At 69.9% G+C, this 21,616-nt stretch carries 26 protein-coding genes; 22 read left to right on the top strand and 4 right to left on the bottom strand.

Annotated features, from left to right (window positions below; genetic code table 11):
* Window positions 1-116: 116 nt before the first annotated feature.
* From AC1ROY_RS01990 to AC1ROY_RS02055, 14 genes are all read left to right on the top strand, one after another.
* Window positions 117-1,070, top strand: a complete 954-nt coding sequence (locus tag AC1ROY_RS01990) for an ABC transporter substrate-binding protein (protein WP_493146639.1) — start codon at window positions 117-119, stop codon at window positions 1,068-1,070.
* A complete protein-coding gene (locus tag AC1ROY_RS01995) occupies window positions 1,067-1,885 on the top strand; it encodes an ABC transporter permease (RefSeq protein ID WP_493146640.1) in 819 nt (272 codons plus the stop codon). Before AC1ROY_RS01990 ends, AC1ROY_RS01995 begins: the two co-directional genes overlap by 4 nt.
* Entirely contained in the window at window positions 1,878-2,636 is a 759-nt protein-coding gene (locus tag AC1ROY_RS02000) for an ABC transporter ATP-binding protein (RefSeq protein ID WP_493146641.1), read from the top strand. Before AC1ROY_RS01995 ends, AC1ROY_RS02000 begins: the two co-directional genes overlap by 8 nt.
* A gap of 152 nt (window positions 2,637-2,788) precedes the next feature.
* Complete coding sequence (locus AC1ROY_RS02005; protein WP_131550496.1) at window positions 2,789-3,118, top strand: ArsR/SmtB family transcription factor; 330 nt, start codon at window positions 2,789-2,791, stop codon at window positions 3,116-3,118.
* Between the two features lie 321 nt (window positions 3,119-3,439).
* On the top strand, window positions 3,440-4,252 hold the full coding sequence (coxB, locus tag AC1ROY_RS02010; protein ID WP_493146642.1) for a cytochrome c oxidase subunit II: 813 nt from the start codon (window positions 3,440-3,442) through the stop codon (window positions 4,250-4,252).
* 80 nt (window positions 4,253-4,332) lie between these two features.
* On the top strand, window positions 4,333-5,931 hold the full coding sequence (ctaD, locus tag AC1ROY_RS02015) for a cytochrome c oxidase subunit I (RefSeq protein WP_493146644.1): 1,599 nt from the start codon (window positions 4,333-4,335) through the stop codon (window positions 5,929-5,931).
* A 148-nt stretch (window positions 5,932-6,079) separates the two neighbouring features.
* Entirely contained in the window at window positions 6,080-7,027 is a 948-nt protein-coding gene (locus AC1ROY_RS02020) for a heme o synthase (RefSeq protein ID WP_493147437.1), read from the top strand.
* The gene (locus AC1ROY_RS02025; protein ID WP_493146645.1) at window positions 7,024-7,149 is read left to right on the top strand and encodes a cytochrome c oxidase system small membrane protein; all 126 of its coding nucleotides are present in this window, start codon (window positions 7,024-7,026) and stop codon (window positions 7,147-7,149) included. The genes AC1ROY_RS02020 and AC1ROY_RS02025 overlap by 4 nt, the downstream gene beginning before the upstream one ends.
* Window positions 7,146-7,766, top strand: coding sequence for a cytochrome c oxidase assembly protein (locus AC1ROY_RS02030; RefSeq protein ID WP_493146646.1), 621 nt, complete (start codon window positions 7,146-7,148; stop codon window positions 7,764-7,766). Before AC1ROY_RS02025 ends, AC1ROY_RS02030 begins: the two co-directional genes overlap by 4 nt.
* Window positions 7,767-8,041: 275 nt before the next feature.
* Entirely contained in the window at window positions 8,042-8,878 is an 837-nt protein-coding gene (locus AC1ROY_RS02035) for a cytochrome c oxidase subunit 3 (RefSeq protein WP_493146648.1), read from the top strand.
* 112 nt (window positions 8,879-8,990) lie between these two features.
* Entirely contained in the window at window positions 8,991-9,719 is a 729-nt protein-coding gene (locus AC1ROY_RS02040; RefSeq protein ID WP_493146650.1) for an SURF1 family protein, read from the top strand.
* A gap of 10 nt (window positions 9,720-9,729) precedes the next feature.
* Window positions 9,730-11,220, top strand: coding sequence for a carboxypeptidase M32 (locus AC1ROY_RS02045; protein WP_493146652.1), 1,491 nt, complete (start codon window positions 9,730-9,732; stop codon window positions 11,218-11,220).
* Between the two features lie 54 nt (window positions 11,221-11,274).
* The gene (locus AC1ROY_RS02050; RefSeq protein ID WP_493146653.1) at window positions 11,275-12,492 is read left to right on the top strand and encodes a cation:proton antiporter; all 1,218 of its coding nucleotides are present in this window, start codon (window positions 11,275-11,277) and stop codon (window positions 12,490-12,492) included.
* Between the two features lie 125 nt (window positions 12,493-12,617).
* On the top strand, window positions 12,618-13,001 hold the full coding sequence (locus AC1ROY_RS02055) for a hypothetical protein (protein ID WP_493146655.1): 384 nt from the start codon (window positions 12,618-12,620) through the stop codon (window positions 12,999-13,001).
* Between the two features lie 88 nt (window positions 13,002-13,089).
* Here the strand turns inward: AC1ROY_RS02055 and AC1ROY_RS02060 are convergent, their stop codons facing one another.
* A complete protein-coding gene (locus AC1ROY_RS02060) occupies window positions 13,090-13,848 on the bottom strand; it encodes a hypothetical protein (RefSeq protein ID WP_493146657.1) in 759 nt (252 codons plus the stop codon).
* A gap of 79 nt (window positions 13,849-13,927) precedes the next feature.
* Here AC1ROY_RS02060 and gnd point away from each other — a divergent pair, with 79 nt between their 5' ends.
* Both gnd and AC1ROY_RS02070 read left to right on the top strand, forming a co-directional pair.
* The gene (gene gnd, locus AC1ROY_RS02065; RefSeq protein ID WP_493146659.1) at window positions 13,928-14,881 is read left to right on the top strand and encodes a phosphogluconate dehydrogenase (NAD(+)-dependent, decarboxylating); all 954 of its coding nucleotides are present in this window, start codon (window positions 13,928-13,930) and stop codon (window positions 14,879-14,881) included.
* The gene (locus AC1ROY_RS02070; protein WP_493146661.1) at window positions 14,878-15,384 is read left to right on the top strand and encodes a gluconokinase; all 507 of its coding nucleotides are present in this window, start codon (window positions 14,878-14,880) and stop codon (window positions 15,382-15,384) included. Before gnd ends, AC1ROY_RS02070 begins: the two co-directional genes overlap by 4 nt.
* On the opposite strand, the gene AC1ROY_RS02075 is transcribed toward AC1ROY_RS02070, so the two are convergent.
* Window positions 15,375-15,902, bottom strand: coding sequence for a DUF4142 domain-containing protein (locus tag AC1ROY_RS02075; protein ID WP_493146663.1), 528 nt, complete (start codon window positions 15,900-15,902; stop codon window positions 15,375-15,377). The genes AC1ROY_RS02070 and AC1ROY_RS02075 overlap by 10 nt on opposite strands.
* A 114-nt stretch (window positions 15,903-16,016) precedes the next feature.
* Here AC1ROY_RS02075 and AC1ROY_RS02080 point away from each other — a divergent pair, with 114 nt between their 5' ends.
* The 5 genes from AC1ROY_RS02080 (at window position 16,017) to AC1ROY_RS02100 (ending at window position 18,416) form a co-directional block, all read left to right on the top strand.
* The gene (locus AC1ROY_RS02080) at window positions 16,017-16,733 is read left to right on the top strand and encodes a ribonuclease activity regulator RraA (protein ID WP_493146665.1); all 717 of its coding nucleotides are present in this window, start codon (window positions 16,017-16,019) and stop codon (window positions 16,731-16,733) included.
* 25 nt (window positions 16,734-16,758) lie between these two features.
* Window positions 16,759-17,139 carry a hypothetical protein gene (locus AC1ROY_RS02085; RefSeq protein WP_493146667.1) on the top strand — a complete coding sequence of 127 codons (381 nt, stop codon included), beginning with the start codon at window positions 16,759-16,761 and terminating at the stop codon, window positions 17,137-17,139.
* A 76-nt stretch (window positions 17,140-17,215) separates the two neighbouring features.
* Window positions 17,216-17,593 (top strand): hypothetical protein, encoded by a 378-nt coding sequence (locus AC1ROY_RS02090; RefSeq protein WP_493146669.1) that lies wholly within the window; start codon window positions 17,216-17,218, stop codon window positions 17,591-17,593.
* Between the two features lie 4 nt (window positions 17,594-17,597).
* Entirely contained in the window at window positions 17,598-18,008 is a 411-nt protein-coding gene (locus tag AC1ROY_RS02095) for an acyl-CoA thioesterase (RefSeq protein ID WP_493146671.1), read from the top strand.
* A gap of 162 nt (window positions 18,009-18,170) precedes the next feature.
* A complete protein-coding gene (locus AC1ROY_RS02100; RefSeq protein WP_493146673.1) occupies window positions 18,171-18,416 on the top strand; it encodes a hypothetical protein in 246 nt (81 codons plus the stop codon).
* A 3-nt stretch (window positions 18,417-18,419) separates the two neighbouring features.
* Here AC1ROY_RS02100 and AC1ROY_RS02105 read toward each other — a convergent pair whose 3' ends face one another.
* A complete protein-coding gene (locus AC1ROY_RS02105; RefSeq protein ID WP_493146675.1) occupies window positions 18,420-19,421 on the bottom strand; it encodes an asparaginase in 1,002 nt (333 codons plus the stop codon).
* Window positions 19,418-19,852 carry a PaaI family thioesterase gene (locus tag AC1ROY_RS02110; RefSeq protein WP_493146678.1) on the bottom strand — a complete coding sequence of 145 codons (435 nt, stop codon included), beginning with the start codon at window positions 19,850-19,852 and terminating at the stop codon, window positions 19,418-19,420. The genes AC1ROY_RS02105 and AC1ROY_RS02110 overlap by 4 nt, the downstream gene beginning before the upstream one ends.
* 292 nt (window positions 19,853-20,144) lie before the next feature.
* Between AC1ROY_RS02110 and AC1ROY_RS02115 the strand changes: the two genes are divergently transcribed.
* The gene (locus AC1ROY_RS02115; RefSeq protein ID WP_493146679.1) at window positions 20,145-21,383 is read left to right on the top strand and encodes a glycosyltransferase family 4 protein; all 1,239 of its coding nucleotides are present in this window, start codon (window positions 20,145-20,147) and stop codon (window positions 21,381-21,383) included.
* Window positions 21,384-21,616: the final 233 nt, after the last annotated feature.

Raw genomic sequence — 21,616 nt, forward strand, 5'->3', positions numbered from 1 at the left:
ATCGTTGCGATCTCGGCAACAGCATGATCGAAAATCGGCACTGGAATGCACACCTCGCCTCGGCGAGTGATCCCCCTCGGGCCGAACCGGCCGCTTTCCCAGAGGAGGACTCCCGAATGACGACGCAACGACGCACCCTGCTGGCCGGTCTCGGCGGCGGCCTCATGGCCGCCCCCGCCCTGGTCCGCGCCCAGGGGACGGTGGTGAAGATGGGCTCGCTGAAGCTCATCCACTCCATCGCCCCGCATTTCTACGAGCGCTTCATGCCCGCGGGGATGCGCGTCGAGGTCATCCCCTTCGAGAGCCCGACCGAGGGCAAGAACGCCGTCGTCACGAAATCCGTGGATTTCGGCGCCTTCGGCGTCGCCGCCGGCATCCTCGGCGCTGCGGCGCGCGAGCCGGTGACGGTGGTCGGCTCCTGCTGCGACAAGGGCATGGCCGTCATCGGCCAGACCGCCCAGAACATCACCCGCCTGGCCCAGCTCCGCGGCAAGCGGGTCGGCGTCTGGCCGGGCTCGACGCAGGAGGTCTTCTTCCTGGAGCGGCTGCGGATGGAGGGCATGACCATCCGCGACGTGCAGTCGATCCGCGTCTCCTTCAGCGAGATGCCGATCATGCTCGCCCGCGGCGACATCGACGCCTATGTCGGCGCCGAGCCCGGCCCGGGCCTCAGCATCGCGAGCGGCGCCGGCACGCTGGTGGAATTCCCCTATTCCACGGCCATGGGCGCGCTGAACATGGTCTTCGCGACCCATTACGAGACGGCCCAGCGCAACCCGGAGCTGGTGCGGACCATGCTGCGGGTCCACCGCCGCGCCAGCGACTTCGCCATGGCCAATCCGGCCGAGGCCATCCAGACGGCGGTGCAGAAGCTCGGCATGCGGCGCGACGCGCTCGAGGTCAGCATCCGCAACGTCGAGTACAACTGGCAGATGACGCCGGCGATGGTGCAGGCCTCGCACACCTATGCGGAGCACATGCTCTCGCTGCGGCAGATCCGGCAACTGCCTGATTTCGCGACGTTCTTCGACACGCGCTTCTCCGACGAGCTGGCGAGGGCGGGCTCATGAGCGCCGCCACCCTGTCCGCCCCGCCCTCGCGCGGCGGCGAGGGCCTGCGCCGCGCGGCACAGGCGATCGCGGTGCCGGCGGCGGGCCTGGCCCTGTGGTACCTCGCGACCCTGGGCCGGCCCTACAGCCTCATCCCCGCGCCGGAGACGGTGGCGGTGCAGCTCTGGGACCTCGCCTTCGGCGGGGTCTGGGAGGACGCCTTCAGCGCGACGCTGCTCACGCACATCCTGGCGAGCCTGACCCGCGTCTATGGCGGCTTCGCCCTGGCTGCGCTGGTCGCGCTGCCGCTGGGGATGCTGATCGGGCGCGTGGTGCTGGTGCGCAACCTGCTGGACCCCTTCCTGCAGATTCTGCGACCCATCCCGGTCACGGCCTGGCTGCCGCTCTCCATGATCGTCTTCGGGCTGGGGCCGCGCTCGGCCTTCTTCCTGGTCTTTTTGGGCGCCTTCTTCCCGGTGCTGCTGAACACCGTCTTCGGCGTGCGCAACGTGGAGCCGCGGCTCTTCGAGGCGGCGGAGATGCTGGGCGTCTCGCGCCGCGCGCTGTTCTGGAAGGTGGTGCTGCCGGCCTCGCTGCCCTCGATCTTCACGGGCCTGCGGCTGGGGCTGGGCTTCGCCTGGGTGGTGATCGTGGTGGGCGAGATGACCGGCGTGCAGACGGGCCTCGGCGCCATCATCATGGAGGCGCGGCAGCTCTCCCGGACCGACATCGTGATCGCCGGCATGGCCGTGATCGGCGTGCTCGGCTTCCTCTCCGACCATATCGTGCAACGCATCGGGCAGCGGCTGCTGCGCTGGAGTCCGCAACATGGCTGAGCTTCCCATCCTTGCCGTCGAAGGCGTGACCAAGAACTTCGCCTTCCAGGGCAGCACGGTGACCGCGCTGGCCTCCGCCGAGCTCACCATCCACAAGGGCGAGTTCATCTGCCTCATCGGCCCCTCCGGCTGCGGCAAGTCCACCCTGCTGCGGATGATCGCGGGCTTCGAGGAGCCGAGCGCCGGCCGCCTCGCCATGTGGGACGCGCCGGTGGCCGGCCCCGGGCCGGAGCGGGGCATGGTCTTTCAGGACTATGGGCTGTTCCCCTGGCTCACCGTCTCGCAGAACATCGCCTTCGGCCCTGCCGCGCGCGGCGCCGGGCGGGACGAGGTGGCGAAGACCGCGGCGCGCTTCACCAGCCTGGTCGGCCTCGACCGCTTCCGCGACGCCTATCCGCACCAGCTCTCGGGCGGGATGAAGCAGCGCGTGGCCATCGCCCGCGTGCTGGCCAACGACGCCGAGGTCGTGCTGATGGACGAGCCCTTCGGTGCGCTCGACGCCATGACCCGCGAGAAGCTGCAGGCCGACCTGCTGCAGATCTGGGAGGAGACCCAGCTCACCGTCCTCTTCGTGACGCATGCGATCGAGGAGGCGATCCTGCTGGCCGACCGCATCGTGGTGATGTCGCCCGGCCCGGGGCGCATCGTCTCGGACGAGCGGGTGAAGCTGCCGCGGCCGCGCGACCCGACCTCGCCGGAGTTCAACGAGCTGCGCCGGCGGCTTTCGGGCATGCTCGGCGGCCATCACTAGGAGCCCGAAATCTTTCGCGGGCGGTGAAGGCAAAGGAAAAACCGCCTCCATCGACCCGTGAATACCTGTTCATCTCTTCATCTCTCCAATGGAATCAAGCCTTTGTTACGTTGAGGCTTGTATTGCGCCGCGTCACGGACGAAGGTGTTGCCATGGCGACAGGCGTGCGCATCGACGAGGACGAGGTGGTGGAGCTCGCGGAGATGTTCCGCCTGATGAGCGATCCCACACGCCTGAAGATCATCCTCGCCTGCCTGGATCAGCCCGTCTCCGTCGGCGCCACGGCGGAGATGCTGTCCATCTCGCCCAGCCTGGTCTCGCATCACCTGCGGCTGCTGCGCGCCGCGCGCCTGCTCCAGGCCGACCGGCGCGGCCGGCAGGTCTTCTACATGGTCGGCGATCCCCACATCCGCTCCATGCTGACCGACATGGTCGACCACGTCGCCGAGGGCGGCGAGAGCGAGCTGATTGAAGCCGGCTGAATTCGCGGAAATTCAATGTTCCCGCGGTGCAGCGAGGCTTGTGGCGGCTTTTTCCAGCTTCTATGGTCCGGGCGCGGCGCGGCGCCATTTGCCCCACTGGCTCCCCTTGGGCCTCCCTCCCGGGTTCCCTTGGGGCGAACGGACGCGATACGCTCGAAATTGGCGGCCGATGGGGTTGCCGGGCGGCCCCCTCCCGGGCGTCGCCTCCAGTTGAAGGCAGGGTGCGACGGCGTGATCGGGCGTATCGGACGGAATCTCGGATTGGCGATGCTCGCGGCAGCGAGCGTTTCTGCGGCAAGTCTCTCGGCTCAGGCCCAGGACATGGTGGGCGCGCCCCACAACTGGGGCATCGGCCTGCAGGCCGCGGCCGGCCCCATCAAGGAGCGCATCCACGACTTCAACGACCTGCTGCTCTGGATCATCGTCATCATCACGATCTTCGTGGCGGCGCTGCTGGCCTGGTGCATCTGGAAGTACAACGCCAAGGCCAACCCGGTCCCCTCGCAGAACAGCCATAATACCGTGCTGGAGATCGCCTGGACGGTCATCCCGGTGCTGATCCTGCTGGTGATCGCGATCCCGTCCTTCCGGCTGATCTACTACGAGGACCGCGCCCGCGACGCCGACCTCACCATCAACGTGACCGGCCGCCAGTGGTACTGGAACTACGCCTTCCCGGACAACGGCAACTTCAACTTCGACAGCCGCATGCTCGCCGAGGCCGACCTGAAGCCCGGCCAGCTGCGCAACCTCGATGTGGACGAGCCGCTGGTGATCCCGGTGAACAGCACGGTGCGCGTCATCACGCACGGCCAGGACGTGATCCACAGCTTCTTCGTGCCCTCGCTCGGCGTGCAGCGCTACGCCATCCCGGGCCGGACGATCGAGACCTGGATGCGCGCCGACCACACCGGCACCTTCTACGGCCAGTGCAACCAGATCTGCGGCAACAACCACGCCTACATGCCGATCGTGGTCCGTGCCGTCCCGCAGGCCGAGTTCGACGCCTGGGTGGCGAGCGCCCGCACGCGCTTCGCCGACTCGACCGGCGCGGCGTCCGCCCCGGCTCCCATGGCCGCCGCCCCCGCTTCCGCCCCTGGGGCCGACACGGTTCAGCTCGCCGCGCGTCAGTGACGCGCGGTCCCAAGGTTCAGACACAGATCAGCTTCACCCGTCCGCGGACGGGATACTGAACAGGAAAGGCGATCCCGGACATGGCATATTCTGCCGATGCGCATGGGCATGACGATCACGAACACCACACGCCGGGCTTTGTGAGCCGCTGGTTCTTCAGCACGAACCACAAGGACATCGGCACCCTCTACATCATCTTCTCGCTCTTCGCGGCGATCATCGGCATCGGCCTGTCCTTCCTGATGCGGCTCGAGCTGCAGCAGCCGGGCATGCAGATCTTCTCCGACGGGCAGATGTGGAACGCCTTCGTCTCGGCCCACGGCCTGATCATGGTGTTCTTCGTGATCATGCCTGCGCTGATCGGCGGCTTCGGCAACTGGTTCGTGCCGATCATGATCGGCGCGCCGGACATGGCCTTCCCCCGCCTCAACAACATCAGCTTCTGGCTGCTGGTCCCGGCCTTCCTGCTGCTCGGCAGCTCGATGTTCGTGGGCCAGGGCGCGGGCGCGGGCTGGACGATCTACACGCCGCTCTCGGACGACCAGTACCAGCCGGGCATGTCGATGGACATGGCGCTCTTCGCGCTGCACCTCGCCGGTGCCTCCTCGATCCTCGGCGCGGCCAACTTCATCACGACCATCTTCAACATGCGCGCCCCGGGCATGACGCTGCACAAGATGCCGCTCTTCGTCTGGTCGATGCTGGTGACGGCCTTCCTGCTGCTGCTCGCGGTGCCCGTCCTCGGCGGCGCGATCACCATGCTGATCACCGACCGCAACTTCGGCACCTCCTTCTTCAAGCCCGAGGGCGGCGGCGACCCCGTGCTGTTCCAGCACCTCTTCTGGTTCTTCGGCCACCCCGAAGTGTACATCATGATCCTGCCGGCCTTCGGCATCATCAGCCACGTGATCTCGACCTTCTCGAAGAAGCCGGTCTTCGGCTATCTCGGCATGGCCTACGCGATGGTCGCCATCGGCGTGGTCGGCTTCGTCGTGTGGGCCCACCACATGTACCAGTCGGGCATCGACGTCGACACGCGCGCCTACTTCATGGCGGCGACGATGGTCATCGCCGTGCCGACGGGCGTGAAGATCTTCTCCTGGATCGCGACCATGTGGGGCGGCTCCATCCGCATGGAGACGCCGATGCTCTTCGCCGTCGGCTTCATCTTCCTCTTCACGGTGGGCGGCGTGACGGGCGTGGTGCTGGCCAATGCCGGCGTGACGCAGATCCTGCACAACACCTACTACGTGGTGGCGCACTTCCACTACGTGCTGAGCCTCGGCGCCGTGTTCGGCATCTATGCCGGCATCTACTACTGGATCGGCAAGATGACCGGGTACCAGTACTCGGAGAAGCTCGGCCGCATCCACTTCTGGCTGACCTTCGTCGGCGTGAACCTGACCTTCTTCCCCATGCACTTCCTGGGCAACCAGGGCATGCCGCGGCGCTACCCGGACTATCCGGACGCCTTCTGGGGCTGGAACCTGGTCGCGTCGCTGGGCGCCTACGTCTCGGTGGCGGGCTTCCTGTTCTTCTTCTACGTCATGTTCGACACCTTCCGCCGGAAGGTGCCCGCCGGCGCCAACTACTGGGGCGAGGGCGCCACGACGCTGGAGTGGCAGGTCAGCAGCCCGCCGCCCTTCCACACCTTCGACGAGCTGCCGCGCATCCGGTAGCCTTCCCGTCCTGAAGCTTACATCAGGGCAGCTTAACGCCCCCGGCGGTTCCCGCCGGGGGCGTTCTGTTTTAGGGTGCCGGCCGATCGCGCCCGGGATTGCAGGGCGCCGGATTGCGGGACGCTTGGCGGAAACCGATATGAGTGACATGACGGCAACCGGTGGAGGGGGGGCGCAAGCCCCCTTTGACGCTTCCGCCCAACTCGGCGCCTCCGAGGTGCGGGACTGGTTCACGCTGCTCAAGCCGCGCGTGCTGAGCCTTGTCGTCTTCACGGGGATCATCGGGCTGGCGGTGGCGCCGGGGCATCTGCACCCGATCCTGGCCGCGACGGCCATCCTCTGCATCACCATCGCCGCCGGCGCCGCGGGCGCCATCAACATGTGGTACGACCGCGACATCGACGCGGTGATGCGGCGCACGCAGAACCGGCCCATCCCGACGGGGCGGATCGGCGCGGATGCGGCGCTGGCCTATGGCGTGATGCTGGCGGTGGGCTCGGTGGTGCTGATGGGGCTGGCGACCAACTGGCTCGCCGCCGCCGTGCTGGCCGGCTCGATCGGCTTCTACGTCTTCATCTACACCATGTGGCTGAAGCGCCGGACGCCCCAGAACATCGTCATCGGCGGCGCGGCCGGCGCCTTCCCGCCGCTCATCGGCTGGGTCGCGGTGACGGGCCATGTGGACGCCGTGCCGCTCGTCCTCTTCGCCATGATCTTCATGTGGACGCCGCCGCATTTCTGGGCGCTCTCGCTCTGGGCGCACCAGGACTACCAGCGCGCCGGCGTGCCCATGCTCCCCGTGATCTCCGGCGCCCGCGAGACGCGGCGCCAGGTGGTGATCTACACGATCCTGCTGGTGCCGCTGACCCTCGCCCCCTGGCTGATGGGCTTCAACACCGCGGTCTACGGCGCCGTGGCCGCGCTGCTCGGCGCGAATTTCCTGCGCCACGCCTGGCTGGTCTGGCGCGACGAGCAGGACGCCTCGGGTGTCTCGCTGACCGGGGACGCGCCGGCGAAGAAGTGCTTCAAGTACAGCATCTTCTATCTCTTCCTTCTGTTCGGGGCGCTGGCGGCAGACCGGCTGATCCTCACATGACGCCGGAAGAGAAGACGCTCTTCGAGCGTCGGCGGCGCGGGCGGAACTGGGCCATCCTGGCCGCGCTCACGGGGCTCGCGGCGCTGTTCTACCTCATCTCCATGGTAAGGCTGCTGCGATGATCCCCCGTCCCGATCCGGCCGTCGTCGCGAAGCGCAACAAGCGGGTCGGCCTCGCCGCGGCGGGCTTCGTGGTCTTCATGGTCGGCGTCTCCTTCGCCGCCGTGCCGCTCTACACCATGTTCTGCCAGCTCACCGGCTACGGCGGCACGCCGATGCTGGGCCAGGCCGCCCCCGGCGCCACGGCCGAGGCGCGGTCCGTCACCATCCGCTTCAACGCCAACACGAACCCCGCTTTGCCCTGGCACTTCGCCCCGCAGCAGGGCTCGATGCAGCTCCGGCTCGGCGAGGAGGGGATGGCCTTCTACGAGGCGCGGAACCTGACCGGGCAGACCGTCGGCGGCGTCTCGACCTACAACGTCACGCCCGAGATCGTGGGCCGGTACTTCCACAAGACGGCCTGCTTCTGCTTCGAGGAGCAGGTGCTGGAGCCGCACCAGCAGGTCGACATGCCGATCGCCTTCTGGGTGGACCCGAAGATCGCCGAGGATCCGCAGACGCGCGACATCCGCACGATCACCATCAACTACACCTTCTTCCGCAGCCTGGGTGACGCGGAGCGGGCGGGCGCGCTGGCCAATGCGGGCGAACACGTTGGAGGCTTGCGCCTCCAACGTTGATTTTTGTGCCCTCCAGCGCCGGGCGGCCGCGGCCGCGGCCTTGGCTTCGGCGCGCTACCGGCGCACCGGCTGTCGGGTGGAGTGGGCGTCGTGCGGCCGAATTCTTGAGGGATGGTGCCGGCCCTGATCTGACGCGCCGTCCCGGCTGGCTTTCCGCCTGTTCCTGACCGCATATCCACCCCCGCGCACCTTGATTCCCCGCGCGTTTCCATGGATGGTGCGACGCAATCGGCCGGTGCTGACGCGCGCCGGAAGGACACTGCGCAGGATCGAGCATGGCCAGCAACGTCGAGGGGCACGCCCCCTACAAGCACCCCTACCATCTGGTGGATCCTTCGCCCTGGCCGCTGATCACCGCCTTTGCGGCGGGGACCATGCTCTTCGGCATCGTGCTCTTCGCGCACAACAACGTGCACTGGGTCCTCGGCCTCGGCATCCTCGGCGTGCTGAGCTGCATGTTCCTGTGGTGGCGGGACGTGCTGAAGGAGAGCAAGAACCCCTTCTACCACACCTCCGTGGTGCGCCTCGGCCTGCGCTACGGCATGCTGCTCTTCATCGCCTCCGAGGTGATGTTCTTCGTGGCCTTCTTCTGGGCCTACTTCCACTTCGCCCTCTTCCCGCAGCACGTGCTGAACTCGACGGCCAACATCTGGCCGCCGCCGGGCATCCACACCTTCGATCCCTTCAGCCTGCCCTTCCTGAACACCATGATCCTGCTGCTCTCGGGCTGCACGGTGACCTGGGCGCACCACGCGCTGCTCGAGGGCGACCGCAAGGGCCTGGTGCAGGGCCTCGCCCTGACGGTGCTGCTGGGCCTCTCCTTCACGGGCTTCCAGGCCTGGGAATATGCCGAGGCCCCGTTCGCCTTCCACGGCGGGGGCGTGTACCCCTCGACCTTCTTCCTGGCGACCGGCTTCCACGGCTTCCACGTGATCGTGGGGACGATCTTCCTCGCGGTCTGCCTGTTCCGCGCGATGGGCGGCGGCTTCACGCCGGAGCGGCATTTCGGCCTCGAGGCGGCGGCCTGGTACTGGCACTTCGTCGACGTGGTGTGGCTCTTCCTCTTCGTGTCCATCTACTGGTGGGGCGCGGGCGAGATCGCGCAGCATTGATGGTTCGGGCCGGCTCTGCCGGCCCGAATTTTTTCCGCCTCCGGGCGGCGCCGGTCCCGCTTCCGGCCGGATTTTCCAAGGGCGCCAGCGCCCTGGCAGAGGGCACCCTTCCTTGAGCCGCCCTATCCCCTGGCAGCGCATCATCCTGCCGAGCTTCATCGCCCTTCCCATCCTGGCCGTGCTGCTCGGCCTCGGCTCCTGGCAGATCCAGCGGCTGCACTGGAAGCTCGGGATCCTCGCCGAGCTGGAGGCCGCCGCGGCGCGGCCGCCCGCCGAACCCGCCGCCGACACGCTGCCCTTCACCCGCATCGCCGCCACCGGCCGCTTCCGCCCCGGCGCCGAGGCCATGCTCGGGCTGGAGGTGCGCGGCACCACCCTCGGCGCCGACCTGATCGCCGTGCTGGACCGCCCCGGCGCGCCGCCGCTCCTCGTCGATCGCGGCTGGGCGCCCATGGAGGGCGGCAACGTCGCGCGGCCCGAGGGCGAGGTCACCGTGAGCGGCTATGCCCGCCCGACAGAAAGAAACCCCTTCGCCGCCACCGACGATCCCGCGCATCGCCGCTTCTACACCTTCGACGCACGCGCCATCGCCGCCGCGCTCGGGGCTCCGGACGCGCTGCCCTATGCCCTGGCCGTCGTCGTTCCCCGCGCGGGGACGGCCGCGCCCTCCGGCCTCGGCTCCACGCCGGCGCCATCGCGCGGGCCGCTGCCCGATCCGGCCACGGGGTTTCCCGAGCCGAACAATCCCCATCTGGGATATGCGATCACCTGGTTCGGCCTCGCGGCCGCCTGGGTGGTGATCTTTGCCCTCTGGTCCCGGAAGCGATTGAGCGAGACATGAGTAACAAGACATGAGCTTGGCCGCCTACCAACGCCTCACCCAGCGCATGGCGCGACTCGGTGCCCTCGGCGAGGCCGCCGCCGTCCTGCACTGGGACGCGAGCACCATGATGCCGCGCGGCGGCGGGGCGGCGCGCGGCGAGCAGCTCGCGGCCCTGGCCGGGCTGTCGCACGAGCTCTTCACGGCACCGGAGATGGCGGCCGACCTCGCCGAGGCAAGCGCCGAGGGCGAGTGGCAGGAAGCCAACCTGGAGCTGATCCGCCACAGCCACCTGCGCTCGGCCGCGCTGCCGACCTCGCTCGTCGAGGCCAGCGCCCGCGCCAACTCCGCCTGCGAGAAGGTCTGGCGCGAGGCCAAGGCGAAGTCCGATTTCGCCATGGTCCGCCCCTATCTGGAGGAGGTGCTGCGCCTGCAGCGCGATACGGCGCAGGCGCTGTCGGCCGTCACCGGCCTGTCCGCTTACGATTCGCTGATGGAGGGCTACCAGCGCGGCGTCACCGCCGCCGAGGTCGAGCCCGTCTTCGACGCCTACGAGGCCTTTCTGCGCGACGCCCTCCCGCGCGCGGAGGAGATCCAGGCGCGCCGCGGCACGCCCCTCCCGCTGCCCGGCCCCTTCCCGGTGGAGAAGCAGCGCGAGCTGTGCCGCCGCCTCTCGCTGCGGATCGGGCTGGAGGCGGACCACTCGCGCCTCGACGAGAGCGTGCATCCCTTCTGCGGCGGCACGCCCAGCGACGTCCGCATCACCACCTTCTACAGCGAGTCCGACCCGGCCAAGGCGCTGCTCGGCGTGCTGCACGAGACCGGCCATGCCCTCTACGAGCGCGGCCTGCCCGAGGACTACGCCCGCCAGCCCGTCGGCGAGGCGGCCGGCATGGCGGCGCATGAATCCCAGAGCCTGATCGTGGAGATGCAGGCCTCGCGCTCCGACGCCTTTCTCTCCTTTCTCGGCCCGCAGCTCCAGGCGCTCTATGGCGGCGATCCGGCGGCCTACACCGCGAGGAACCTCGCCGGCCTCTGGCGCCACGTCTCGCGCGGCTTCATCCGCGTGGACGCCGACGAGCTGACCTATCCCGCCCATGTCATCCTGCGCTTCCGGTTGGAGCGCGCGATGATCGAGGGCAAGCTCGCCATTGCCGACCTCCCCAGCGCCTGGGCCGAGGGGCTGAATTCCCTCCTCGGCATCACCCCGCCGGACGATGCACGCGGCTGCCTGCAGGACATCCACTGGCACGACGGCGGCTTCGGCTATTTCCCGTCCTACACGCTGGGCGCCATGGCGGCCGCGCAGCTCATGAAGGCCGCGCGCGCCGCGACGCCCGGCCTCGACGCCGCGCTGGCCGAGGGCGAGATGGCGCCGCTGCTGACCTGGCTGCGAAAGAACGTGCATGGGCAGGGGTCGCGCCTCGGCTTTCAGGACCTGCTGCGCGCCGCGACGGGAAAACCGCTCGACCCCATGGATTTCCAGGAGCATTTGACCGCGCGCTACCTCATCGAAGGGTGACGCGGGCTCGCCGAGCCCTTATGCGCGAAGGGGCAGCAGGAGAGCCGAATCGCGATGCCCCATGAGACCGGCCTGATCGGCACCATCGCGCTCGGCCTCACCTTTGCGCTCTTCCTGGGAATCGCGGCACGCGCGGCGAAGCTGCCGGCCATCGTGGGCTACCTCGCCGCGGGCGTGGCCATCGGGCCCTTCACGCCCGGCGTCGAGGGCGACATCGCGCTGGCGCAGCAGCTCGCCGAGGTGGGCGTCATCCTGCTGATGTTCGGCGTGGGCCTGCACTTCTCGCCGCGCGAGCTGGCCGATGCCCGCGGCGTGGCCCTGCCCGGCGCTCTGCTGCAGATGCTCTGCGCGACCTCGCTCGGCTGGGGGCTGGCCCGGCTGATGGGCTGGACCGACGCCGCTGGCCTCGTCTTCGGCTTCTCGCTCTCCGTCGCCTCGACCGTGGTGATGCTGCGCGCGATGAGCGAGCGCGGCGAGCTGACCTCCGTCCAGGGCCGCATCGCCATCGGCTGGCTGGTGGTCGAGGACATGGCGATGGTCGTCGCGCTCGTCCTCGTGCCCGTGCTGGCCGCCGTGACGCAGGACCGCACGCCGGCCGGGCTCGTCACCGGCCTCGGCGAGGCGGAGAGCGTGGCGCTGACCGTGCTGCTCACCCTCGGAAAGGTCGCGATCTTCGTCACGCTGATGCTGGTGGTGGGCGCCCGCCTGCTGCCCCGCGCGCTCGCCTGGGTCCGGCGGCAGCGCTCGCACGAGCTCTTCTCGCTGGCGGCGCTGGTCTCGGCGGTGGGCGTGGCCTACCTGGCCTATGTGCTCTTCGGCGTGTCCTTCGCGCTGGGCGCCTTTCTCGCCGGGCTGGTGCTGGGCCAGTCGCCGCTGTCGCAGAACGCCGCCGAGCAGACCCTGCCCCTGCGCGACGCCTTCGCCGTCCTGTTCTTCGTGGCGGTGGGCATGCTCTTCGATCCCACCATCATCCGCGACCAGCCCTTGGCGCTGGCGGCGACCGTCCTGGTCGTGCTGATCGGCAAGACCGTGGCGGCCTATGCCATCGCGCGATCGCGCGGGCTGGGACCGCGGGCGGCGCTAAGCATCGGCGCGGCGCTGGCCCAGGTGGGGGAGTTCAGCTTCATCCTCGCGGGCCTCGCGGTGACGGAGAAGATCCTGCCGGAGGAGGGGCAGGACCTGATCCTGGCCACGGCGATCCTGACGATCGCCATCAATCCCTTCGTGTTCAAGGGAGCGGATTGGGTGGCGGAGCGTCTCGCCAAGGCCTGACGGCGGGCCGCCGGCGGCGGTGGCGTCCGGCCGCCCGCTGCTCTAATCCTTCCCCATCGTGGGAAGCCGGAGGGCGGAGCGGCGTGAGGGCCATGGGCACGCGTTGTGCGTTGAAGGGGCATGGGATGAGGTGGATGACTGTGCTGATGGCACTGGGTCTCGCGGCATGCGCGGCGGAGCCGCCGCCGCCTCCGCCCCCACCGACGCCGCCCGAGCGCGTCAGCATCCAGAACCGGCGGCGCCCCGTCGTGCGCGCGAGGAGCACCGTTCCCACCAACGCGGCCCCCCGCCGGCAGGAGGATGTTCCGGCCGACGCCCCGCCGCGCCAGCCGGAGCAGGCCTCCGTCACCTCCCCGCCTCAGGAGCCCGCAGCGGAGACGCGGCAGGAGCGTGACCGCCGGGCCTTCGTCGTCTGCCGCGAGCGCGGCAACGGCGCCGGGCCAGGCGTGGAAACCGTGGCCGCCTGCCTGCAGTCCTACAGCTCCACCGGCATCGTCCCGGCCGACTGAAGGTGCCGAAGGTCTGAATTCCGCGCCAAAGCAGGAAGCTGGACCAGGATGCGGTGAGCGGATGGGAACTCACCATGTCCAGGGCCCGCTACAGCGGGGTGTGCCGCACCCAGACGTTCGGCTCGACATACACCGCGTGATCCTGCTCGACCGACACCCTCAGGGGCGTCAGCGCACCGGGAACCGCCACCTCGCCCGACTCCGCCAGCGGCATCCCGCTCCAGCGCCGCCACTCCGCCAGCGTGCCGGCCATCACCATGCTCAGCGGCGCGATCTTCACCACCTCGCCGCCCGCGCGGGCATGCACGCGCAGCCAGGGATCGGCAGGCAACCCCTCCGCCGTGCGGCGGGCCACGTATCCGGCCATCGGCGCGAAGGGCTCCAGATGCTTCGCCGTCGGCCGCACCGGCGCGAAGAGCTGGCGGTAGCCCAGCGCCCCCGCATGCCGCCGCATCGCGTCCAGCACCACCCGCGACGCGCCCTGCCCGCGACATTCCGGCAGCAGCGTGATCTCCAGCGCGCTCAGCGCATTGGGCCGGCGGCCCAGCGCCTGGTCCTCATGCGCCCAGCGGATCACGCCGTCCCAGCCCGTGTCCGGCAGCTCGTCCCGGCCGTCTTCGCCGAAAACGAAAGGCGCCGCGAAGGCCCGCCCCACCGCCCGGCTGGGATCGGCCGTGTCGATGACGGCGAAGGCGGTGTCGAGGTAGCGCTCGAAATGCGGATTCCCGAAATAGAGGTCCGCCACCGGGTCATGCAGCATGAACTCCGGCCAGAGGCCGCGGAACGGCTCGGCGAAGATCTGCCCCCGCAGGTCCGGGCGCGCGCGGATCGTGACCAGCTCCAGCATCCCGTTTCCCCCGGCGCGCGGAAGCCTCTCGCATCCCGCCGCTTGCCGTGTAGCATTCGCGAATCGGGGAGTGAAACTGATGCAGCTGGGCATGGTCGGCCTGGGCCGGATGGGCGCCAATATCCTTCGCCGCGTGATGAAGGCGGGGCATGTCGGCGTCGCCTATGACCGCGACGAATCCGCCGTCGCAGCGCTGGTCGCCGAGGGCGCCCGGGGCGCCTCCTCCCTCGCCGACCTCGTCGCCAGCCTGAGCTCGCCCCGGGCGGTCTGGGTCATGCTCCCTGCCGGCGAGGCCACCGAGGCCACGCTCCGCGAGCTGCACGGCCTGCTGCACGAGGGCGACATCCTCATCGAGGGCGGCAACTCCTTCTGGAAGGATTCCGCCCGCCGCGGCGCCGAGGCGGCCGCGCGCGGCATCCACTACCTCGACATCGGCACCTCCGGCGGCGTCTGGGGCCTCAAGCGCGGCTATTGCCTGATGATCGGCGGCGAGGCGCAGGTGGTGCACAGGCTCGACCCCATCCTGGCCGCGCTGGTCCCCGGCGAGGGCACGGCCTTGCCCACCGAGGGCCGCGAAGCCCGCGATCCGCGGCCGTCGAAGGGCTACGTGCATTGCGGCCCGAACGGCGCCGGCCACTACGCCAAGATGGTCCATAACGGCATCGAGTACGGGATGATGCAGGCCATGGCCGAGGGTCTCGACCTCATGCGCGCCGCGCCCTTCGAGCTCGACCTGCCGGACATCACCGAGGCCTGGCGCCGCGGCTCGGTGGTCTCCTCCTGGCTGCTGGACCTCACCGCCCAGGCGCTGGCCTACGACCCCGACCTCGCGGAATACAGCGGCCATGTCAGCGACAGCGGCGAGGGCCGCTGGACCGTGGACACGGCCGTCGAGCAGGCGGTGCCGGTGCCCGTGCTGGCTGCCGCGCTCTTCGCGCGCTTCCGCTCGCGCCAGGAGGCGAGCTTCGCCGACAAGGCGCTCAGCGCCATGCGCAAGGGCTTCGGGGGGCATCTGGAGCCCAGGAAGGAATGAGCCGCCCGATTCTGGAAAAGCACATCCTGGTGATGGGGGTCTCCGGCTGTGGCAAGTCGACCATCGGCGCCATGCTGGCCGAGGCGCTGGGCCTCCCCTTTGCCGACGCCGACGCCTTCCACCCGCCCGAGAACGTGCGGAAAATGTCGGCCGGGATTCCGCTGACGGACGCTGATCGCTGGCCCTGGCTGGACGCGCTGGGCGCCTGGCTGGCGGCGGAGGAGAGGGGCGGCGTCATCGCCTGCTCGGCGCTGAGGCGCGCCTATCGCGACCGGCTGCGCGGCTGGGTGCCGGGGCTTTCGGTGGTGCATCTGGCGGGCGCGCCGGAGCTGATCGCCGCGCGGCAGGGCGCCCGCGAGGGGCACTTCATGCCGCCGAGCCTGATGGCCAGCCAGTTCGCCACGCTGGAGCCGCCCGGCGCCGACGAGGAGGCGCTGATCCTCGACATCGCCGCGGCGCCCGGAGCCGTCGCTGCCGAGGCGGCGGCGCGACTTCAGGTCTGACGGTTCTGCATCGCCTGCAGGATGCGCAGGTGCTGGTCCGCCGTCACCGCGGCCAGCGTCGAGATGATCTTCTGCTCCCGCGTGCCGCTGGCCTTCATGCCGTTGTGCAGCCGCAGCAGCTCCTGGTGGCCGGCGATCTGGGCGCGCAGGTAGAGCCGGTCGAACTCGGCGCCCGACGCGGCTTCGAGCTGCTGCATCACCCGCGCATCCTCGCCCTCCACGCGCAGCTGCGAGGGCACGGGCAGGCCCGCGAGCTGCATGGCCTGGATCACCGAGCGCTGCTCGGCCACCTCGAATCCGGCGAAGTTCTTCAGCAGCTCGTTCTGCGCCTTGGTGGCGGCGAGCTGGCTCGTGACCATCGCCAGGATCCCGGTGGACAGCGCCTCGCGCCAGGGCTCGGGACGGCCGCCGGCCGCCGGCGCGCCCGGGATGGTGACGTTCGGCGCCGGCTGCGCGGCGGCGAGGACCGGCAGCAGGGCGGCCCCGGCGATCCCGGTGGCGAGGCGGCGGCGGTGCATGGCGTCTTTCCCCGGTGTCATCCGGGGAGAACCGCAGGCGCCGGCCCGGGTTGCCCCGCGTTGACCCCGCGCGGGCCGCGGCATAACAGGCAAGGGACGTTCCCGGAGAAGACCATGTCCCTGTCCGCCGCCACCAAGGCCAAGCTCGAAAAGATCACCACCGCCACGCTGACGACGGTGCTGCTGAAGAAGGGCCTCCGCAACGTCTGGATGCGCGGCGCCGCGCCCTTCTCGCCGGCCGCGCAGGGCGTGCGCTTGGTGGGCGAGGCCTTCACGCTGCGCTTCGTCCCCGCCCGCGAGGACCTCGCCACCCCGGCCAGCTGGTCGAGCCCGATCAGCACCCGCGCCGCCATCGAGGCGATGCCCGAGGGCGTCATCGCCGTCGCCGACGCCATGGGCATCACCGATGCGGGCATCTTCGGCGACATCCTCTGCGCCCGCCTCAAGAAGCGCGGCGTGACGGCGCTGGTGACCGACGGCGCGGTGCGCGACGTGGCCGGGGTGAACGGCACGGGCCTGCCGGTGTGGTGCGCCGGCGGCGCGGCCCCGCCCTCGGTCGCGGGCCTCACCTTCGTGAGCTGGCAGGAGCCGATCGGCTGCGGCGGCGTGGCCGTCTTCCCGGGCGACGTGATCGTCGCCGACGCGGATGGCTGCGTGCTCATCCCGAAGGATCTCGTCGAGGCCGTGACGGAGGAGAGCGTGGAGCAGGAGCGGCTGGAGGCCTGGATCATGGTCCAGGTCGAGGCCGGCGTCGCCCTGCCCGGCCTCTACCCCGCGAATGCCGAGAACAAGGCCAAGTACGAAGCCGATAAGGCTGCCGGGCGCGCTTAGGCCCATCTCCAGGGAGGAGCATCCGATGACCAAGTGGTTCCTGGCCCTGGCCGGCGCCGCCGCGCTGGCCGCCTGCTCCTCCTCCGAACCGCCGGACGACCGTCCCGCGGGCGGCGCTGCCGCGCGCCGCCCGGCCTGCGACGGCACGCTGCGCGTGACCAACGGCAGCACGCGGGCGGTGCACCAGGTCTTCTTCGCCGATTCGGCCCTCTCCTCCTTCGGCCGCGACCGGCTGGGCAACGACATCCTCGGTCCCGGCCAGTGGCGCGACTTCCGGGCCGACAGCCCGGGCCCGCACGATTTCCGCATCGTCCGGCCGGACCGGTCCACCTCGGAGCTGCGGCGCGCGAACATCTGCACCAACACGCAGATCGTCATCACGAATTTCGGCATCGAGGCCCGCTGATTCGCCCTCCGGTTGCTTGCCCGGCGACCGGGATTCATTACCCTGGATTCATCGCATGAATACGAGGGGGATACGCATGAAGAGAATGACCGCGATCGCGGCCCTGGCCAGCGCCACGCTGCTCGGCGCCTGCGTGCCGCCGCAGCCTTACGTGCAGCCGGTGGTCGTCGCCCCGACGCGGGTCTGCGACACCAGCATCCGCGTGGTGAACGAATCCAACTACGTCGTGCAGCAGCTCTACTTCAGCCACTCCTCGCTGGGCAGCTGGGGCGCCGACCAGCTGGGCGCCAACGTCCTCTATCCGGGGCGCTCCGTGAGCTACCGCCTGAACAACCCCGGCAACTACGATTTCCGCGTGGTCTGGAACAACGGCCGCGCCTCCGAGATCCGGCAGATCAACGTCTGCGTCGCGAGCCGGATCACCGTCACGAACCGGGGCCTCAGCGCGCAATGACGCCATGACGGAGTTCCCCTTCTGGACGGAGGAGAAGCTCCGCATCCAGGACACGGACCTCAACGGCCACGTGAACAACGCCGCGATCGCGAGCCTCTGCGAGGCGGGCCGCGGCGAGATCATCTCCGCACTGGCGGGCGAGCCGCGCTCGCGCCCGCTGGCCACCGCGCTGCGGCGCGTGACGATCGACTACCTGGCCGAGATTCACTACCCCGGCCGGGTGCGCATCGGCAGCGTCATCTCGCGCGTCGGAAACAGCTCGATCACCATCCGGCAGGAGCTCTTCCTCGGCGAGCTGCGCTTCGCGGCCGCCGAAAGCGTGATCGTCTTCATGGACCGCGCGACGCGGCGGCCGGCGCCGATGCTGGACGCCTGGCGGGCCGCGGCGGAGCGGCTGGCTTCCGCCGGATCCTGAGAGCACATCCGGACAAGACCGCCGGAACCGGCCCGCTATCCTTCCGGGACGGGGTCCGAGGTGCCTCACGCCGGATTCACGGACACCTCACGGCAGAGGGCGTTGAAACCCCTTCGCGGTGTCCGGCGTTCCAGCCCCCGGACCCGGCCCTGGAGCCTCGCCATGACGTCCCGCCCGCGCCTGACCGACCTGCCCTTCCTGGCCGCCACCCTGGCCATGGTGCTGGCGCTGGTCCTGCCCTGGGCCTTCGGCCGCCACGCCGGGGACGGGCAGCAGGTCGCCGAGGTCGGATTTGTCCTGCCATGGGCCGTGCCGGAGCCCATGGCGGATTCGCCGCAGGTGCCGGACCCGGCCGTCCAGCTGGCCGGCCAGGCCGGCGCCGCGCCGGAGGACGTGGCGCAGCCGTAGCCGTCAGTACTCGGAAAAGATGCGGTTCAGCTCCGCCAGCTCCTTCGTCACCGTGAGCCCCAGCATGAGCAGGATCCGCGCCTTCTGCGGGTTCAGGTTGTCGGCATTCACGAAGCCGGCCTCGCGCATCCGCGTCGTGTAGAACATGCGCCCCGAGCCGGCCCGGGTGCTGGCCGCGATGGGCGTGCCCGCCTTGATCGCCGCGATCATCGCCTCGCCCAGCGCCGGGGTGACGAAGCTCGGCGCGAAGCCGGCCGAGACCAGCCCCTGCGCGCCCGCCGCCACGAAGGCCTGCACCGCAGCACCATCCGCGCCCGCATAGGAGTAGACGATGTCCACCCGCGGCAGGCTTGCCCGCTGGCGGACGTCGAACTCCGTCTCCCGGCCCAGCTTGCGCAGCGGCCGGCGGTACCAGGCGATCCCGTCGGCATCGGCATGGCCGAGGGCGCCGAAATCCGGGGTGCGGAAGGTCTGCAGCCGGCTGGTGCTGGTCTTGGTGACTTCGCGCGCGGCGTGGATCTCGTCGTTCAGCAGCACCAGCGCGCCGAGGCCGCGGGCGCGCGGGTCGCCGGCGACGCGGCAGGCGTTCGCGAGGTTCATGCCGGCATCGGAGGAGAGGCCCGTCGAAGGCCGCTGCGCGCCGACCACCACGACCGGGACCTCGACCTTCACCGTCAGGGAGAGAAAGTAGGCCGTCTCCTCCAGCGTCGCGGTGCCGTGGGTGATGACGATGCCGTCGATGTCCGGGTGCTTCGCCACCGTCTCGTCGCAGAGGCGCACCAGCTCCAGCCATTCCGCCGGGCCGAGCGCGGTGGAGGCCACCGCCTTGTACGGCACGGCGAAAGCCTCCGCGACCTCCTGCACCTGCGGCCAGAACTCCAGGAGCTGCGCCGAGGTCATGACCTTTCCGAGCGTCGCGTAGTCCGCGATGTCGAAGGGGCCGCGGCCCATGGAGCTGATCGTGCCTCCGGTGCCGATGACGGCGATCTTCGGGCGGGTGGTCATGCGGATTTCTTCCTCTCGAGGATCGCGGTGGTCAGGCGGGAGACGCAGGTGAGCTCGCCGTCGCCGCGGCGCAGCTCGATGTTCCAGACATGCACGCTGCGGCCGATCCGGACCGGCGTGCAGAGCCCGTAGGCGCGGTCCCCCTTGGGGAGGGGCCGGAGGTGGTTGGCATTCACCTCGAGGCCGACGGCGTGGAAGCCCGGCTCGCAGGCCATCAGCGAGGCCAGGCTGCCCAGCGTCTCGGCCAGGACCACCGAGACACCGCCATGGATGATGCCGAAGGGCTGCACGTGGCGGCCGTCCACCGGCATCTCGCCCTTGATGAAGTCCGGCCCGATCTCGGTGATCACGATGTCGAGCAGGGTGTTCACGCTGTCGCCCCTTCGGGCCTGGATCTCCTCCGGCGTGGTGGGTTGACGCCAAATGCTCATGCGCTCGCCTTTTTCTCGCCTCGGTGCTCCATTAACCGTGAATTAACGGTGGTGGGTGTCAATGGAGGGCGACGGGCTGGTCTTGAGGCTTGCCCGGCGGGCCACCGTGCCGGAAGATCGCCCTTGACTGGGACGGAAGGCAGCGCGGTGGAGCGGAGCGGCCCAGGAGGGTCGCCGAGACAAATTATCCGGCTGCGTAACCTAGGCGCCGGATGCGACGAAGACCTTCCGGGTGTCCCTGCCTTGCGGCCGGCGTACCCGCAACCGGCCATCGGCCCAGGAGCGTGACGGCGTGCATATCGTGCTCGACATCTCCCGCCTTCTTGGCCTGGCCTGGGCCGGTCAGCCCAGCGGGATCGATCGCGTCGAGTTCGCCCATGCCCGGCATTGGCGCGGGCTTCCCGCCAAGGACGTCACCTTCGTCGCGCAATCGCCCTGGGGCTGGTTCGCCGCCCTGCCGGACAGCCTGGCGCACGCCCTGCTGCAGGAGGCCGACCGCGCCGTCTTCCCCGGCAAGGAAGGGATGCTCACGCGCTTCCGCGCCATGGCGGCCGCGGCGCTCTCCTTCAAGTTCTGGGGCATGGGCCGCGGCGAGCTCGCGCGGCGGATCGCGGCGCGCGGCGACAGCCTCTTCCTCATCGTCTCCCACCGCGCCCTGCACCACGAGCGCGCGACCGGCGGCATGATCTCGCTGGGCGCCCGATTCGTGCCCCTGCTGCACGACCTGATCCCGCTGACCCATCCGGAATACACCCGCCCCCTCGCGACCCGCCAGCACGTGGCCAAGCTCGACATGGTCGCCCGCCGCGCCGCCGGCGTGATGGTGACGACCGAGACCGTGGCGGAGAGCGTGCGGTCGCACCTGATCCGCGGGCAGCAGCCGCTGCCGCCCATGGGCGTGATGGGCCTCGGGCTCGACCTGCCGGCGCCGCGGCGCGGCCCGCCCTCGCCGCACCCGTATTTCGTGATGCTGGGCACCATCGAGCCGCGCAAGAACCACCTCCTCGCGCTGCAGATCTGGCGGGACTTCGCCATCCAGGGCCTGGCGGACGCGCCGCGCCTGCTGATCATCGGCCGCCGCGGCTGGGAGAACGAGCAGGTGTTCCGCCTGCTGGACCGCGGGAATTTCGGCGGCCTCGTCGAGGAATGCGGCCGCCTGCCGGACCAGGAGGTCGCGCATCTCGTCCAGGGCGCGACCGCCCTGCTCTGCCCGAGCTTCGTCGAGGGCTTCGGCCTGCCGCTGGCCGAGGCGATGGCGCTGGGCACGCCGGTCATCGCCTCCGACATCCCGGCGGCGCGCGAGGTCGGCGGCGGCGTGCCGGAGTACCTGCATCCGCTGGACTTCCTCGCCTGGCGCCGCACGATCCTGGAGATGGCCGAGCCGCACAGCGCCCGCCGGGCGGCGCAGCTTGGCCGCCTGGCGCAATGGACGGCGCCGAGCTGGGGCCGCCACTTCTCGGCCGTCGAGCATTTCCTGCAACACCTGGCCGGATCCGAGGTGCCCGCCGCCTCGCTGTTCCGGCACGCCTGACGGCCTTGCCAGAAGGACAGGTCGCCGGATACCGAAACATGTGACAGACCTTGATGACAAGGGAGGCGCGAAACTGACGTCTTCGACGAGGTGTTTCGTTCAAATTGTCCGGAAACCTGACAAATGCGATAAATAGCTGGGAATACTCTTCGTGGTTGCAATACGTTAATCCGATGTCACATCATATTGCATCGCAACACATATAGGTGAGAGCCTGGACGGGTTTGGCGGAC

This window comes from Roseococcus sp. GW821-FHT12F05, assembly GCF_058806835.1.